The 16,368-nt window shown below is 44.4% G+C and carries 16 protein-coding genes; 10 read left to right on the top strand and 6 right to left on the bottom strand.

Annotation, left to right across the window (positions count from 1 at the left end; genetic code table 11):
- Positions 1-70: 70 nt before the first annotated feature.
- Together O3642_RS05175 and O3642_RS05170 are read left to right on the top strand one after the other, a co-directional pair.
- The gene (locus O3642_RS05175) at positions 71-1,015 is read left to right on the top strand and encodes a magnesium transporter CorA family protein (RefSeq protein ID WP_003005422.1); all 945 of its coding nucleotides are present in this window, start codon (positions 71-73) and stop codon (positions 1,013-1,015) included.
- A gap of 27 nt (positions 1,016-1,042) precedes the next feature.
- The gene (locus O3642_RS05170) at positions 1,043-1,720 is read left to right on the top strand and encodes a DUF1129 family protein (protein WP_342987021.1); all 678 of its coding nucleotides are present in this window, start codon (positions 1,043-1,045) and stop codon (positions 1,718-1,720) included.
- A gap of 34 nt (positions 1,721-1,754) precedes the next feature.
- On the opposite strand, the gene O3642_RS05165 is transcribed toward O3642_RS05170, so the two are convergent.
- From O3642_RS05165 to rpsF, 4 genes are all read right to left on the bottom strand, one after another.
- Complete coding sequence (locus tag O3642_RS05165) at positions 1,755-2,276, bottom strand: GNAT family N-acetyltransferase (RefSeq protein WP_342987022.1); 522 nt, start codon at positions 2,274-2,276, stop codon at positions 1,755-1,757.
- 135 nt (positions 2,277-2,411) lie between these two features.
- On the bottom strand, positions 2,412-2,651 hold the full coding sequence (gene rpsR, locus O3642_RS05160) for a 30S ribosomal protein S18 (RefSeq protein WP_000068664.1): 240 nt from the start codon (positions 2,649-2,651) through the stop codon (positions 2,412-2,414).
- A gap of 41 nt (positions 2,652-2,692) precedes the next feature.
- Complete coding sequence (locus O3642_RS05155; protein WP_371605549.1) at positions 2,693-3,190, bottom strand: single-stranded DNA-binding protein; 498 nt, start codon at positions 3,188-3,190, stop codon at positions 2,693-2,695.
- 20 nt (positions 3,191-3,210) lie between these two features.
- Positions 3,211-3,501, bottom strand: a complete 291-nt coding sequence (rpsF, locus tag O3642_RS05150) for a 30S ribosomal protein S6 (RefSeq protein ID WP_003005040.1) — start codon at positions 3,499-3,501, stop codon at positions 3,211-3,213.
- 300 nt (positions 3,502-3,801) lie between these two features.
- Between rpsF and O3642_RS05145 the strand changes: the two genes are divergently transcribed.
- Genes O3642_RS05145 through O3642_RS05135 form a run of 3 tightly spaced genes read left to right on the top strand, consistent with a single transcriptional unit; the run spans position 3,802 to position 6,131 of the window.
- Positions 3,802-4,854 (top strand): GtrA family protein, encoded by a 1,053-nt coding sequence (locus O3642_RS05145; protein ID WP_371605548.1) that lies wholly within the window; start codon positions 3,802-3,804, stop codon positions 4,852-4,854.
- Positions 4,841-5,743 carry a phosphodiester glycosidase family protein gene (locus O3642_RS05140; protein ID WP_003005468.1) on the top strand — a complete coding sequence of 301 codons (903 nt, stop codon included), beginning with the start codon at positions 4,841-4,843 and terminating at the stop codon, positions 5,741-5,743. Before O3642_RS05145 ends, O3642_RS05140 begins: the two co-directional genes overlap by 14 nt.
- Complete coding sequence (locus O3642_RS05135) at positions 5,724-6,131, top strand: hypothetical protein (protein WP_037615955.1); 408 nt, start codon at positions 5,724-5,726, stop codon at positions 6,129-6,131. Before O3642_RS05140 ends, O3642_RS05135 begins: the two co-directional genes overlap by 20 nt.
- Positions 6,132-6,268: 137 nt before the next feature.
- On the opposite strand, the gene O3642_RS05130 is transcribed toward O3642_RS05135, so the two are convergent.
- Together O3642_RS05130 and hutI are read right to left on the bottom strand one after the other, a co-directional pair.
- Positions 6,269-8,653: a phosphoketolase gene (locus tag O3642_RS05130; protein WP_003005414.1), complete on the bottom strand. Its 2,385-nt coding sequence runs from the start codon at positions 8,651-8,653 to the stop codon at positions 6,269-6,271.
- Between the two features lie 291 nt (positions 8,654-8,944).
- The gene (hutI, locus tag O3642_RS05125) at positions 8,945-10,192 is read right to left on the bottom strand and encodes an imidazolonepropionase (RefSeq protein WP_371605558.1); all 1,248 of its coding nucleotides are present in this window, start codon (positions 10,190-10,192) and stop codon (positions 8,945-8,947) included.
- Positions 10,193-10,391: 199 nt separating this feature from the next.
- Between hutI and O3642_RS05120 the strand changes: the two genes are divergently transcribed.
- The 5 genes from O3642_RS05120 to O3642_RS05100 all read left to right on the top strand — a co-directional run bounded on the left by O3642_RS05120 (position 10,392) and on the right by O3642_RS05100 (position 16,349).
- The gene (locus tag O3642_RS05120) at positions 10,392-12,422 is read left to right on the top strand and encodes a urocanate hydratase (RefSeq protein ID WP_371605547.1); all 2,031 of its coding nucleotides are present in this window, start codon (positions 10,392-10,394) and stop codon (positions 12,420-12,422) included.
- 82 nt (positions 12,423-12,504) lie between these two features.
- On the top strand, positions 12,505-13,404 hold the full coding sequence (ftcD, locus tag O3642_RS05115) for a glutamate formimidoyltransferase (RefSeq protein WP_003008641.1): 900 nt from the start codon (positions 12,505-12,507) through the stop codon (positions 13,402-13,404).
- A gap of 12 nt (positions 13,405-13,416) precedes the next feature.
- Positions 13,417-14,046 (top strand): cyclodeaminase/cyclohydrolase family protein, encoded by a 630-nt coding sequence (locus O3642_RS05110; protein ID WP_371605546.1) that lies wholly within the window; start codon positions 13,417-13,419, stop codon positions 14,044-14,046.
- A 35-nt stretch (positions 14,047-14,081) separates the two neighbouring features.
- The gene (locus O3642_RS05105) at positions 14,082-15,755 is read left to right on the top strand and encodes a formate--tetrahydrofolate ligase (protein ID WP_003008645.1); all 1,674 of its coding nucleotides are present in this window, start codon (positions 14,082-14,084) and stop codon (positions 15,753-15,755) included.
- Between the two features lie 15 nt (positions 15,756-15,770).
- Positions 15,771-16,349, top strand: a complete 579-nt coding sequence (locus tag O3642_RS05100) for a HutD family protein (protein WP_003013270.1) — start codon at positions 15,771-15,773, stop codon at positions 16,347-16,349.
- Positions 16,350-16,368: the final 19 nt, after the last annotated feature.

Here is a 16,368-nt window from a genome sequence, read left to right as displayed (position 1 = left end):
GTATTCTTTTATCCAAAACCGTCCTTTTTCTGATATAATGTTAAGGTGTAAAAAAACAAGGGGAGGCACCATGAAACAGGTCTTTTTATCGACAACGACTGAATTTAAAGAAATAGAGACGCTGGAACCCGGTAGCTGGATCAACCTTGTTAACCCTTCTCAAAGTGAATCGATGGAAATCGCCTCTGCTTTTAATATTGATATTGCAGACTTGCGGGCACCACTCGATGCGGAAGAAATGTCCCGTATGACCATCGAAGATGAGTATACCTTGATTATCGTCGACGTCCCCATTAAGGAAGAGCGGAACAATCAGACCTACTACGTGACCATTCCGCTAGGGATTATCCTGACAGAAGAGGCTATTATCACGACTTGCTTGGAGAAATTGCCACTTCTAGATATCTTTATCAACCGACGCTTGCGGAATTTCTATACCTTTATGCGGTCGCGCTTTATCTTTCAAATCCTCTATCGCAACGCTGAACTCTACTTGTCTGCGCTTCGTACCTTGGATCGCAAAAGCGAGCAGATTGAAAGTCAATTGCACAAATCAACGCGTAATGAAGAGCTGATTGAGTTGATGGAGTTGGAAAAAACCATCGTCTACTTTAAGGCCTCTCTGAAAACCAATGAGCGCGTGATCAAGAAATTGACCAGTGCTACTAGTAACATCAAGAAATACCTAGAAGACGAGGATCTGTTGGAAGATACCTTGATCGAAACCCAGCAGGCCATCGAGATGGCAGATATTTATGGAAATATCCTACACTCCATGACCGATACCTTCGCATCGATCATCTCCAACAACCAGAACAACATCATGAAGACCCTAGCCCTCGTCACCATTGTCATGTCCATTCCGACCATGATCTTTTCGGCCTACGGGATGAACTTCAAGGACAATGAGCTTCCACTCAATGGCGAACCCCATGCCTTCTGGCTGATTATTTTCATCGCCTTTGCCCTGACTGGGTCTCTCGTCGTCTACCTCATCCATAAAAAATGGTTCTAACCAAACTTGTACATCAAAGGAGTAACTATGTCTCAAACCGACCTTCATCAACTTAGTAAGAAAAATCAAGAATTTATCCGGATCGCCAAACACCAATTGCTTGAAAACGGAAAGACAGAGGAAGAAGCAGAAAGCCTCATCCAAGAAATTCTTCCAGCTATCCATGAGAACCAAGGAAAAGGAATTCCAGCACGGACCCTTTTTGGAGCTCCAACTGTATGGGCGAACTCTTTCAGCGAGAAAGAACGCTATGAAAAAGAGCATCCGAAATTAAACGATGCTCCCTCTCTCATGATTTTGGATTCCTTCCTCTTTATCTTTGGTGTTTTTGCTGCGATTAGCGCCTTTATGAACTTGGTTGCACCGCATCGTACCGGCTATGGTTTGATCACCTTGATCCTAGGAAGTTTGACAGGGGCTTTGCTCTTGTACCTTATGTACTACTTCTTCTATCAGTATATGGATGGTACCAAAGATCGTAGCGAACGTCCTTCTCTTTGGAAATCAATGCCGATTCTTGTTGGAGTCATGTTCCTTTGGGTCATTGTCTTGTCCTTTACTTCTTTACTCCCACAGGTTCTCAACCCAACTATTCCAGATGTCCTTGCCATCGTTTTAGGAGCTTTAGCACTTGTCCTTCGCTTCTACCTCAAGAAACGCTTTAATATTAAAAGCTCGAGCACAGCACCCGCAACTCGACGCTAAAAAGAAACGGATGAAGTTTTCATCCGTTTTTGTTTTACTTCATTTCCCTGTTCAACCTTTTTGAAAAATAGAGGACTAAGTCATCATTGTTTTCACAAGAACTGTAAGGGGCCAAGGGCTGATCCCTAAACCAAACTCCAGATCCATCTGGGATATAGTCCCGTTTGACATACAGTCTTTGAGCTGGGCCATAACCCGAGTGTAAACCAACCCCTAAAGTGACAATCTCTGATAGTAGCCGGACTCTTTTTTCCGCCTCTTCTAAGAGTTGATTCCCAATTCCTCGATTTCTAAATGGCTCAAAAACATTAAAATCAGATAGTTCAGGATAGACTCCCACGAAAGGGCCGTGCTTGGCATAAGGCAATATAGTGATATAACCTGCCACAAATCCATCCGACTCAGCTACTAATACGTCTCTCTTTCCGTTCTCCTGCTCCTGAAAATAGCTGGCCAAGATATCCTCTCTACCCGGCCACCCTTGATGGATAAAGGCTTGAGAAATCCCTTCAATATCATACTCCATCATGCTTCTGATGATTGTGCATTCCTTCATGTTGCGCTCCTGGATACCTTTCTCACCTCATTATAGCATAATTAGAGCTTAGGAAAGGGCAAAGAGCTTCACACGGACCTAACTCACTATTACATTTCCAAGCTCGTGAAAAAAAGACCCGTTAGGGTCTTTTTTTTAATCTTCGTTTACGAAAGGCATCAAAGCCATTACGCGAGCGCGTTTGATAGCTGTTGTTACTTTACGTTGGTTCTTCGCTGAAGTTCCAGTTACACGACGAGGAAGGATTTTCCCACGTTCTGAAACGAAACGGCTAAGAAGCTCAGTATCTTTGTAATCGACATATTCGATTTTGTTTGCTGCGATGTAATCAACTTTTTTACGGCGTTTGAATCCGCCACGACGTTGTTGAGCCATGTTTAATTCTCCTTTATAGTTTTAATTCGTTAAACCCATTCTTAGAATGGAAGATCGTCGTCTGAGATATCCATTGGATTGGCTCCAAATGGATTTTCTTCACGACCAAAGTTTGGCGCTGCATTGCTTGGATCAGATCCACCAAAACTTGGGGCTGCATTTCCAGCAAAACCACCATTACCTGATGAATAACCACCACCTGCATGCCCTTCGCGTGCTGCACGGCTTTCCAATAGTTGGAAGCTGTCTGCTACGACTTCAGTGACATAAACACGTTGACCTTGCTGGTTTTCGTAATTACGTGTTTGAATGCGACCGGTAATCCCAATCAAAGCACCTTTCTTAGCCCAGTTGGCTAAGTTTTCTGCTTGCTGACGCCAGATCACACAGTTGATGAAATCGGCTTCGCGCTCTCCATTTTGACTCTTGAAGTTGCGATTGACAGCTAGACTGAAAGTAGCAACTGCTTGATTGCTTGGAGTGTAGCGAAGTTCAGCATCACGGGTCATACGACCGACAAGTACAACATTGTTAATCATAAGTCACCTCTGATGATTTCTTACGCGTCAACTTTTACGATCATGTGACGAAGAATGTCACCGTTGATTTTTGAAAGACGGTCGAACTCGTTAAGAGCTACAGCGTCGTTCGCTTCAACGTTTACGATGTGGTAAAGTCCTTCACGGAAATCTTGGATTTCGTATGCAAGACGACGTTTTTCCCAATCTTTTGATTCAACAACAGTTGCACCGTTGTCAGTCAAGATAGAATCGAAACGTGCTACCAAAGCGTTTTTAGCTTCTTCTTCAATGTTTGGACGAATAATATAAAGAATTTCGTATTTAGCCATTGATAATGTTCCTCCTTTTGGACTAATGACCCCCTGTCTTTGCAAGGGGTAAGTGAGGTTTACTCACAAGAAACTATTATACCAGACTTTTCGAACAAAGGCAAGAATTATCTTTAGGATTTAAAAAATGATTTTGGACGTCCTCTTCGAGAGGAAAGAAACATCCCAAAAAAATGACATTTTATAGTAGAAACTATTCCCACTCTTCCTCTCCTTTCCTTAAAGAAAACTGATATCAGTTAGCTTTAAGCTTGAGTCTTTATACTAGCTACAACAAATCTCAAGAAACGAGGAACGATTATGAATTATCTTATCATCCCCGCCTATCAACCGGATCTGAATCTTGTCAAACTGGTTCGCTTGGTCCACGCTAAGAGCGATCTTAACATCATCGTGGTCGACGATGGGAGTGACGCTGACAAGAAAGTGATTTTTGACAAATTGGAGGGTCTTGCGACAGTTCTGACTCACGAGCACAACCAAGGAAAAGGGCAAGCTCTCAAGACTGCTTATGCCTACATCCTAGAAAGAGGTACCTATGGAAGCATTGTTACAGCTGATGCAGACGGTCAGCACAAAATTTGGGATATTTTCAGGGTTGTTAACCAATCTCAAGAGCATTCTGGAACACTTATTCTAGGAGCACGCGCCTTCTCTGGAAAAGTTCCTTTGCGTTCTGCTTTCGGGAATAAATTGACCCGTTTCTTATTTAAGCAACAAACCGGAGTGGCGGTCAGCGATACCCAAACAGGCTTACGAGCTTTTACTACGAATCTCTTGCCTTTCATGCTTGAGGTTGACGGACAGCGTTATGAATATGAAATGAATGTGCTCCTCGCAGCAAGCAAGTCCTTCCCCATCGTGGAAGTTCCCATCGAGACGGTCTATATCAATGACAACGAAGGCTCCCACTTCCGACCTATTCGAGATGGCCTCATGATCTACAAGGACATGTTCAAATTTGCCCTCTCCTCTCTGAGTAGTTTTATCGTTGACTATCTGGTCTACGCCTTCTTCCTCTTCGTGATGATGGCCGTGCCCATTAGTCTACGTATTCTCCTAGCCAATGGAATCGCTCGTGTGACGAGTTCCATCTTTAACTACTCGACCAATAAGCACCTGGTCTTTAAGAATAAAGACGGTGTTACTAAAACCGGAAGTGGCTACTTTGGTCTAGCTCTTGGCCTCTTTATTCTCGATACGCTCTTGATTCGACTCTTCTATACTGCTTTCGGGCTCAATCTCCTGATCAGTAAGATTGTCGTTGGCTTCCTCCTCTTTCTGGTCTCATGGGTGATCCAGAAAAAAGTGATCTTCAAAGAAAGGACTGCTCCCCACCATGAAATTCTTTAAAAAATCCTACACCTATGCTGCCTGCTTTGGACTTCTTTTGACCAGCAGTTTTAGCTACTCTATGCTCAAGACCTTTGTCTTATCCGATGCCATCCAAACCGTAAAAGCTACGACTACGGACACCAAGGCAGCCAAAAAAGCAGCTGCATCGGCTACAACGACCGATACTAGCTATTCAGATGACAATATCCAGGTGACTTTAACAGAAAAAACGATTGAAAATACCCAGGTTTACATTGCAGATATCACAGTCAGCTCATCTGACTACCTCAAAACAGCCTTTGCACAAAACACATACGGAACCAACGTGACTGCTAAGACCTCTGTCACAGCCGCCAACAACAGTGCCATTCTAGCAGTGAATGGTGATTATTACGGAGCTAACAGTACAGGGTACGTCATCCGAAATGGAGTGGTCTACCGCGATACCGTTCGGGAAGATTCAAGCAATGGTGACCTAGCCATTTACAAGGATGGATCCTTCAAAATTATCTACGAAGATGAGATCTCTGCAGATCAATTGGTCAAAGACGGGGTCGTCAATCTCCTCGCTTTCGGTCCTTCCTTAGTTGAAAATGGAGAAATTACTGTCGATACCAACTCAGAAGTTGGACAATCCATGGCGTCTAATCCACGGACAGCGATTGGGATCATCGATGAAAACCACTACATTATCGTCGTGTCAGACGGACGGACTTCAGAAAGTGAAGGCCTGTCTCTCTACCAATTAGCAGAAGTGATGAAGTCTTACGGCGTTAAAACAGCCTACAACCTGGACGGGGGTGGATCTTCTACCCTTTACTTCAATGGCCAAGTTATTAATAAACCAACAACAAATGGTACTATTTCAGAAAGGGCGGTGAGTGACATTGTCTACATCGGTTACTAATCCTATTAAACAACGGTTGAAAAAAACGATTCTCTGGTATACCCTGATTTCAGCTTTCTTCTTTGTCGGAAGTCGCATCTACGAACACTTTAGTTTTGGCGAAACCTCTGCCTTCATGCACTACCTATTCTTGATTCCTTTGATCGGTGGCGCCCTACTAGTGCTTCTACAGTTGATGGTGAAAGGCTTCTCTCGCCTGAGCCTCAATCTTTGGAATTCAGGAGTGGCTACGCTCACAGCTGGGGCCCTCTACCGAGGGATTGTCAACCTCTCTGGTCGATCTACCACAATGGATCAACCCTATTTTTACCTTGGAGTTGCTTTTCTAGCACTAGCTCTGATCAGCCTCTTCTTTGTCCGCAGTGTCTGGGTGGAAAAAACAGCCTAAGATCAAAAACGTCCGTTTCTATAAAGAAACGGACGTTTTAGTTTGAAGTCAAAGTATTCTGAGAAACTTTCCTTAGGTGAGTTTTTAATATGACTTAGTCTTAAATCTGAAAAGCCGGATTGCTCCGGCTTTTTTTCTTATTTATTCACGTTTTCCCATTTCCAGTTTTGAACTTCTGGAATGTCGTCTCCGTTTTCACGGATGTAGTCATGGTGGAAGGCGATTGTTTCATCCATCTTCGCTGCAAATGCGCTTGCTGCATCTCCAAGAGCTGCATTAGCTGCATCTTGTGCCAAGTGGAAGCGATCCAACTCAGACATCACACGCATATCAAATGGTGTGGTGATATCCCCGTTTTCACGGTAACCATGCACGCGCAAGTTATGGTTGTGACGGTTGAAGAAGATATCACGGATCATGCCTTCGTAACCATGGAAGGCAAAGATGACTGGTTTATCAGTTGTGAAGACTTTGTCAAATTCTTCATCTGAAAGTCCACGCGCATCAACGGATGGGTGACGCAATTTCAAGATGTCTACCACATTGACAAAGCGGATCTTCAATTCTGGGAAGGCTTTATGCAAGATTGTGATGGCTGCAAGAGCTTCTAAGTTTGGCTCTGTACCTGCAGCTGCAATAACAAGATCTGGCTCTTCATCTGCTGAAACAGTTGATGCCCAATCGATCACCTTGTATCCTTCACGAACCAATTCTTCTGCTTCGTCAGCTGAGTAGAATTGAGGACGTGGGTGTTTAGAAGAAACGATCAAGTTGATCATATCTTCTGCCTTGAAGGCTTGATCCATCACTGCAAGCAAGCTATTGGTATCTGCTGGCAAGTACTCACGGATATATTCAGGAGTTTTCTCAGCCAAGTGAGTCAAGATACCTGGATCTTGGTGAGTGTAACCATTATGGTCTTGTTGGAAGACAGTTGAAGTTGCAATCAAGTTCAAGGCTGGGTAGTTTTTACGCCATGTTGTATGTGTCTTAGACTTACGCAACCATTTGAAGTGTTGAGTGATCATAGAATCCACAACACGAAGGAAAGATTCGTAAGAAGCGAAGAATCCATGACGACCTGTCAAGACATATCCTTCGAGCATTCCTTCTGCTTGGTGCTCTGACAATTGAGAGTCAATGACACGACCAGCAGGGCTCAAGGCTTCATCGTAGTCTGGTTTCATACGTCCTAACCATTGACGGCTTGTACGAGTGAAGACTTCTTGAAGACGGTTTGATTTGGTTTCGTCTGGACCAAAGATACGGAAGTTATCTGGGTTCGCATCTACCAAGTCTGCCGCATACTTACCAAATTCGATCATGTCTTGAGCCATGATTTCACCTGGTGTATTGAATTGAAGGGCATGTTTCTTCCAATCAGCTGTGTTCATTGGTTTGATCACACCAGCATTTGTGATTGGGTTCATAGCCATGCGACGGTCACCTTTTGGTGCAATTTCAGCAATTTCAGGAACTAGTTTTCCAGTTTCGTCGAACAATTCAGCTGGACGGTAAGATTCCAACCATGAAAGAAGAGCATCGACATGCTCCATGTGGTGAGCATCTACTGGGATTGGCACTTGGTGCGCACGGAATCCACCCTCGATAGGTGTTCCTTCCCATGCTTTTGGACCAGTCCAACCTTTAGGAATACGAGCAATCAAGACAGGGTAAACTGGTTGAGTTGCTTCTTCAGCAGAACCTTTACGAGCTTCTCCTTGGACTTTCTTGATTTCTTCAATTGCTTCGTCCAATTTTTCAGCGAACAAAGCGTGGGCAGCTTCGTGGTCTTCTGAAATTGCAGTGACATTCGCAAAGATTGGTTTCCAACCAAGACCTTCAAAGAAGAGGGCCAATTCTTCGTCTGTTTTGCGTTCGAAGATGGTTGGGTTGTGGATCTTCCCACCATTGAGGTAGAAGATTGGAAGGATAGCCCCATCGTTGACTGGGTTCAAGAAGGTATTTGACAACCAACCAGCCATCAATGGACCTGTTTCTCCTTCACCGTCACCGATAACTGTGGCAGCAATCACATCTGGATTATCCAATACAGCACCTGCAGCGTGAGAAAGGGCATAACCAAGTTCTCCACCTTCGTGGATAGATCCTGGTGTTTCAGGCGCCGCGTGAGAAGCGATTCCTCCTGGGAATGAGAAGATCTTACACAAGTGTTTGAAACCTTCTTCATTTTGTGGGATGTTTGGATTCAATTCAGTATAAGAACCATCTAAGTATGAGTTCGATACCATTACTTGTCCACCGTGACCTGGTCCTTCAATGTAGAACATATCCAAGTCGTATTTGTTGATGGCACGGTTCAAGTGAGCATAGATAAAGTTTTGCCCTGGTACAGTTCCCCAGTGTCCGATTGGGTGAGCCTTCAAGTCATTTTCAACGACTTCGCGCTTCAACAATGGGTTATCTTTCAAGTACATTTGAGCAGCTGAAATGTAGTTGGCTGCACGCCACCAAGCGTCTACTTTATCCAAGTAAGCTTTGCTGTTATAATCGACAGTCATCTTGTCTCCTCACAATTTCTAGACAGGTCTGTTGAACAACCTGTTCGTTTGATCAATAGTTTAAACAATCTGTTTTCACGACAAACAGATGATATTGAAGAAAATATTCAATATTACTTCTATTCTATCAAGAATTTCCCTTTTTGTACATCAGAAAGTAAGAAAAATATTCTTTGAACGTCAAATTTTAATTTCCCACTAAAGTGGTTCCATTCCCTACAGAGATAGGTTTTAAAAAAAGACTTTGCTGATTTTTGCAAACGAGCAAAGTCCCAAATGAAATGGAGGAGGTTAAATGACTTTTTGACCTTTCTTGTAGACATCTGTCACGAGATTTGTCGCAAAGAAATAGAAGAGATAATCTAGATTAGGTGCATCGTAAATCGTGATGTCGGCCTGTTTGCCAACATCGAAAGAGCCGATTGTTTTGGCACGATCAACTGAATAGGCCGCATTGATGGTCACCGCATTGAGAATTTCTACTGGAGTTAGGCGCATCATGAAGCAACCTAGATGCATGGCAAACTGGAGATTGGCTGTCGGACAAGACCCTGGATTGCTGTCCGTTGTTAGGGTGATGGCCATGCCAGCGTCCAACATCTTACGAGCCGGTGCATAGGTATCTTCCATGAGGCTGAAGGTTGTAGCTGGCAATAGATTTCCAATCACTTTTGCTGCAGCTAGTTTTTGAATGCCTTCATCCGTAATCACCATCAAGTGTTCTGCGCTGGTAGATTCCAATTCAGCCGCCACATCAACACCACCAATGGATTCGATTTCATCGGCATGGATCCGCAGCTTGAAGCCCATCTCCTTAGCTTTAGAAAGAAGATAGCGAGATTCATCTGCTGTAAAGACACCTTTTTCACAGAAGATATCACAGAACTCAGCTAGCTTTTCTTCCTTCACTTTGGGAAGCATTTGCTCCACAATGAGATCTAAATATTCTTGGGAACGGCCCTTGTACTCTGTTGGGATCGCATGGGCTGCCATAAAGGTTGATACCAGATCAATTTCATGGTCACGGTCCAAGGCAGCTACTACATCCAACTGTCGTTTTTCAGTTTCCCAATCCAAACCATAGCCACTCTTGGCTTCAACTGTTGTCACCCCATGACGCAACATGTAATCCAACAGTCGTTTGGACTTGTCATAGAGAGTGTCAAAAGAAGCTTCCCGTGTTGCCCGAACCGTGCTCAGAATTCCACCGCCTTGGGCGAGGATGTCTAAGTAAGAAACACCTGCTAACTTTTTCGCAAATTCATGTTCACGACTGCCTCCATAGACTAAGTGGGTATGGCAATCAATCAGGCCAGGAGTCGCAACTTTTCCTTCACAGGATTTCACTTCCGTATGGTCATCAATCAGTTCAGGGGCTGGTTGACCTGTCCCAACTGCAAGAATCTTTCCATCTTTAATGGCGATATAAGCATCTGAAAGAATTTTTGCTTCTGCCATCTCTTTTCCATAGAGAGGATGGCCTAGATCATTCGGACAAAACAATTGGTTAAAGTGGGTTAATAGGATATCAGCAGACATATGAAACATTCCTTTCTATTTCCATTGTTATTCATTTTACAATTCTACAGGAAAAGCGTCAAAAAAAAGTCAAAAAGTTTTTCCCTCATTTTTTTTTGCTTTATTAAAAATTATATTTTTTTTTGACTCTTTATTGACGTTTCTTCGATACAATAAAGAAAATATAAATTCACAGTCCAACTATAAGGAGGGTTCTGCTATGTCATTTATAGACGAGAAAGAAATTGCAGCTGCTATGTCTGTCAAACTTGACTTTGATGTCCTACCTGAAAAGGCGACTTTTCAAGAAGGCATCCGTCGTGCACCTGATAGAGGCTTCCGCTTAACGCAAGCTCAGACTGAAATTGCCCTTAAAAATGCTTTGCGTTACATTCCTAAAAAATTCCACCAAGAGTTGATCCCGGAATTTCTGGAAGAACTAAAAACGCGCGGTCGGATCTATGGCTATCGCTTCCGTCCAAAAGATCGCATCTATGGAAAACCAATCGATGAGTACAAAGGAAAATGCACTGCTGCTAAGGCTATGCAGGTCATGATCGACAACAACTTGAGCTTTGAAATTGCTCTTTATCCATATGAATTGGTCACTTATGGGGAAACAGGATCTGTCTGTGCCAACTGGATGCAATACAACTTGATTAAGAAATACTTGGAAGTCATGACAGAAGACCAAACCTTGGTGGTTGAATCTGGTCACCCTCTGGGCCTCTTCAAATCGAAACCAGAAGCTCCTCGTGTCGTCATTACCAACGGTCTCTTGATCGGTGAGTATGACAATATGCGCGACTGGGAAATTGCTGAAGAAATGGGAGTGACCAACTACGGTCAGATGACGGCTGGTGGTTGGATGTACATTGGTCCTCAAGGGATCGTTCACGGTACTTTCAACACCCTTCTCAATGCCGGTCGTCTCAAACTCGGTGTGCCTGATGACGGCGACTTGACCGGTAAACTCTTTATTTCATCTGGTCTCGGTGGGATGAGCGGAGCTCAAGGGAAAGCAGCTGAAATCGCAAAAGCGGTTGCCATCGTTGCAGAAGTGGACCGCTCTCGGATCGAAACTCGTCACTCTCAAGGCTGGATTAGCCAAGTGACAGACAGTGCCGAAGAAGCTGTGAAATTGGCTCAAGCAGCACTGAAAGCTGGTGAATCCACTTCGATTGCCTACCATGGTAATATCGTAGACTTGCTTGAATATGTCAACGAACACCAAGTCCATGTTCATCTCTTGTCTGACCAAACCTCTTGCCACAACGTTTATGATGGTGGCTATTGCCCAGTTGGGATTAGTTTTGAAGAACGGACACGTTTGCTGGCTGAAGACAAAGAAACCTTCCATCGTTTGGTCGATGAAACCTTGGCGCGTCACTTTGCAGTGATTAAAGCCTTGACAGCTAAAGGTACCTACTTCTTCGACTACGGTAATGCCTTTATGAAATCTGTTTACGACTCTGGCATCAAGGAAATTTCTAAGAATGGTCTCGATGACAAGGACGGCTTCATTTGGCCATCTTATGTAGAAGATATCATGGGACCTATGCTCTTTGACTATGGTTATGGTCCATTCCGTTGGGTCTGCCTCAGCGGTAAACACGAAGACTTGATTGCAACTGACCATGCAGCTATGGAAGCGATCGATCCAACTCGTCGCTACCAAGACCGCGACAATTACAACTGGATCCGCGATGCGGAAAAGAACCAATTGGTGGTTGGTACACAAGCTCGTATCCTCTATCAAGATTGCATGGGCCGTGTCAACATTGCATTGAAATTCAATGAACTCATTCGCCAAGGTAAGATCGGACCGGTCATGATCGGACGTGACCACCACGACGTATCTGGTACAGATGCTCCATTCCGTGAAACCTCCAATATTAAGGATGGTTCGAACGTCACTTGTGATATGGCGGTTCAATGTTACGCTGGTAACGCTGCTCGCGGTATGAGTCTCGTTGCTCTCCACAACGGTGGTGGTACTGGTATCGGTAAAGCCATCAACGGTGGATTTGGTCTCGTCCTAGACGGTAGCCACCGGATCGATGAAATCATCAAGTCTGCCATTGCCTGGGACACTATGGGTGGGGTTGCTCGTCGGAACTGGGCACGGAATAACCATGCCATTGAAACAGCGATCGAGTACAACCGTCTCCATGCAGGAACAGACCATATCACCATTCCGTATCTGGCAGATGAAGATTTGGTCAAAGAAGCCGTTCAAAAATTGTTTTAACATCAAAAAATAAAAACTGAGAAAGGGGAGGAAATACAAAGACTCCTCCTCCCCAACTTCTCCTATAAAAAGAGGTAATCATATGGCAAAAATTGTTGAGTGTATTCCAAACTTCTCTGAAGGACGCAATCAGGCTGTGATCGACGGATTAGCAGCCACAGCAAAAAGTATTCCAGGTGTCACTTTACTAGACTACTCGTCTGATGCCAGTCACAACCGCAGCGTCTTTACACTCGTTGGGGATGAAGAAAGTATTCAAGAAGTGGCTTTCCAATTGGTGAAATACGCTTCTGAAAACATTGATATGACCAAGCACGAAGGCGAACACCCTCGTATGGGGGCAACAGACGTTTGTCCATTCGTTCCGGTTAAGGATATCACTACAGCTGAATGCGTTGAGATTGCTAATAAAGTGGCCGAACGCATCAATCGTGAATTAGGTATTCCAATCTTCCTTTATGAAGATGCCGCAACTCGTCCAGAACGGAAGAACTTGGCAAAAGTGCGTAAAGGACAATTTGAAGGAATGCCAGAAAAATTGTTGGAAGAAGACTGGAAGCCAGACTACGGCGAACGCAAGATTCACCCAACTGCAGGGGTTACAGCTGTCGGTGTCCGGATGCCGCTCGTTGCCTTCAATATCAACCTTGATACAGACGACCTAGAGATTGCCAATAAAATTTCTAAAATCATTCGCGGATCAAGCGGTGGATACAAATACTGTAAAGCGATCGGTGTCATGCTAGAAGATCGTAACATCGCCCAAGTCTCCATCAACATGGTCAACTTGGAACAATTCCCATTGTATCGTGTTGTGGAAACCGTTCGTTTCGAAGCACAACGTTACGGTGTTCGCATCATCGGAACAGAACTTATTGGACTGGCTCCTGCTAAGGCTTTGATCGACTCTGCTGAATACTACTTACAATTAGAGGACTTTGACTACAGCAAACAAGTCTTGGAAAATCACTTGTTGGGTTAGAAAGGGAGTTCTATGAAACTAGTTGACTTAAGTATTACGGAGTTTGCCAAGGTCCTTGGTTCGGATGCTCCAGCTCCAGGTGGTGGTTCTGCTGCTGCCCTATCCGCTGCAAATGGGATTTCCCTTACAAAAATGGTCTGTGAACTGACCATTGGAAAGAAAAATTACGCAGAATTTGAAGACCACATCAAAGGGGTTCATGAAAAAAGCGCTCAACTCCAAGACCAATTACTAGAAGCCATCGACAAGGATACAGAAGCTTTCAACGTCGTATCAGCTGTCTTTGATCTTCCAAAAGAAACGGAAGAAGAGAAAGCTGCTCGTCGTGAAACCATGCAAAAAGCTTTGAAACATGCGACAGTATCTCCTTTCTCTATGATGGAGCTCATCGTTGAGGCTCTTAAAACCACCAAAGAAGCTGTTGGCAAGTCCAACACCAATGCGGCTAGTGACCTAGGGGTAGCTGCTCTGAATCTTAAAGCTGGCCTTCAAGGTGCTTGGCTCAATGTCTTGATCAACATTTCAGGAATCAAGGACCAAGACTTCGTCCAAGAATACCACGGCAAGGGACTCAAACTTCTCCAAACCGGTTCTGATCTTGCAGATAATATTTACCAAACCATTTTAGAAAGTCTATCTTAAACCTAGCAAATAAAAATAAAGAAAGAAGGGATTCTATGGTTTTATCGGATATTGAAATTGCCAATTCTGTCCAAATGAAGCCCATCACCGATATCGCTGCTGAACTTGGATTGACCGAAGACGATATTTCGCTCTACGGAAAATACAAAGCAAAAATTGATAGCAACCAACTGGAACAACTCAAGGATAAGGAAGATGGAAAGCTGATCCTCGTGACAGCCATCTCTCCGACACCTGCTGGAGAAGGAAAGACAACCACCTCTGTTGGATTAGTCGATGCTCTCTCAGCTATTGGTGAAAAAGCCGTCATTGCTCTCCGCGAACCTTCTCTTGGCCCTGTCTTTGGGATCAAGGGTGGAGCTGCCGGTGGCGGGTACGCCCAAGTGGTTCCAATGGAAGATATCAACCTTCACTTTACCGGAGACTTCCATGCCATTGGGATTGCCAACAACCTCCTTGCTGCCTTGATTGACAACCATATCCATCACGGCAATGAGTTGGGCATCGATTCTCGTCGCATCACCTGGAAACGGGTGGTCGATATGAACGACCGTCAACTCCGTCATATTGTCGATGGTCTTCAAGGAAAAACAAACGGGGTTCCTCGTGAAGATGGCTTTGACATCACCGTGGCTTCTGAAATCATGGCCATTCTCTGTCTCTCAGAAAACATCCTTGATCTCAAAGAACGTCTTGATCGCATCATTATCGGCTACAACTACCAAGGACAACCGGTCACAGCCAAAGACCTCAAGGCTGGAGGTGCCATGGCAGCTGTCCTCAAAGATGCCATCCATCCAAACTTGGTGCAAACCTTGGAGCATACTCCTGCCATCATCCACGGCGGACCATTTGCCAATATCGCCCACGGCTGTAACAGTGTGTTGGCTACTAAACTAGCCCTCAAATATGCAGACTATGTTGTGACAGAAGCTGGTTTTGGAGCAGACCTCGGTGCTGAAAAATTCATCGATATCAAGTGCCGCATGGCCGGGCTCAAACCTGCTGCCGTTGTCCTCGTCGCAACCATTCGTGCCCTCAAAATGCATGGTGGAGTTGCTAAAGCAGACTTGGCTACGGAAAATGTCCAAGCCGTTATCGATGGTCTACCAAACCTAGACAAACACTTGGCCAACATCCAAGAAGTCTATGGTCTACCTGTGGTCGTTGCCATTAACAAATTCCCACTGGATACAGAAGCCGAACTAGAAGCTGTCTATGAATCTTGTAAGAAACGCAATGTAGATGTTGTCATTTCAGATGTCTGGGCAAAAGGTGGAGCTGGTGGTCGTGACTTGGCTGAAAAAGTCATTCAACTGGCTCAAGAAGAAAACCACTTCTCTTATGTCTATGACGAAGAAGACAGCATTGAAACAAAATTGACCAAGATCGTCACAAAAGTCTATGGTGGTAAAGGCATCAGCTTAACACCAGCAGCCAAACGAGAACTCAAAGAATTAGAAGCTCTTGGCTTCTCGAACTACCCAATCTGTATGGCCAAAACCCAATATTCCTTCTCAGACGATGCGAAGAAAATGGGAGCACCAAAAGATTTCACAGTTAAAATCAGTAACCTTAAGGTGGCTGCCGGAGCTGGCTTCATCGTAGCTCTCACTGGTACCATTATGACCATGCCTGGCCTACCTAAAGTTCCTGCCAGTGAAAAGATTGATATCGATGCCCACGGCAATATCACTGGTCTCTTTTAAGAAAGAAGGCGTCCTATGGTGACTCTCCTTCATCTTACCCCCGCAGATTATCAAATTTCTACCTGGTCCGGTGGCCAAACCACCCAACTCTTTCTCTCCCCAGAGGGAGGAAGCTATCCAGATCGGACCTTTGACTTCCGCCTCTCTACTGCAACGGTAGAGGTTGAAAAAAGTAACTTTACCGATCTCACGGGCTACCACCGAATCTTGATGCCCTTGAATGCCTCCATTAGGCTCACCCATCACCATAAAGAAGTGGTTTTGAACCCCTTTCAAAGCTACTTCTTTGATGGGGGAGATCCTGTATCTAGCCAAGGGACTTGTCAAGACTTTAATTTAATTTACAAACCTTCTTATCAGGGGCATATGAGTGCTATATCCCCAAAAGAGAGTGTCAAAAGTCAGAGTCGCTATCAATTGATCTACGCTCTCTGTCCACTAACACTCGAATGGGGAACCAATCATTCTCAAACCCTCCAAACTCACGAGCTCCTGGTGATCGAACAAGCATCTCCTCTTCAAGAGATGACAATCACGTTTTTACCCCATCAGTCTGGGGAGCAACCGATTGCTATCTGGACTGGACTACAATAATGTTCACAAAGGAGAAACA

The sequence above is a fragment of the Streptococcus sp. 27098_8_66 genome (genome assembly GCF_041431945.1).
GTDB classification, from domain to species: Bacteria; Bacillota; Bacilli; order Lactobacillales; family Streptococcaceae; genus Streptococcus; species Streptococcus dentalis.
The sequence above is the reverse complement of the archived record's forward strand: the minus strand, read 5'-3'. Positions and strand labels throughout refer to the sequence as shown.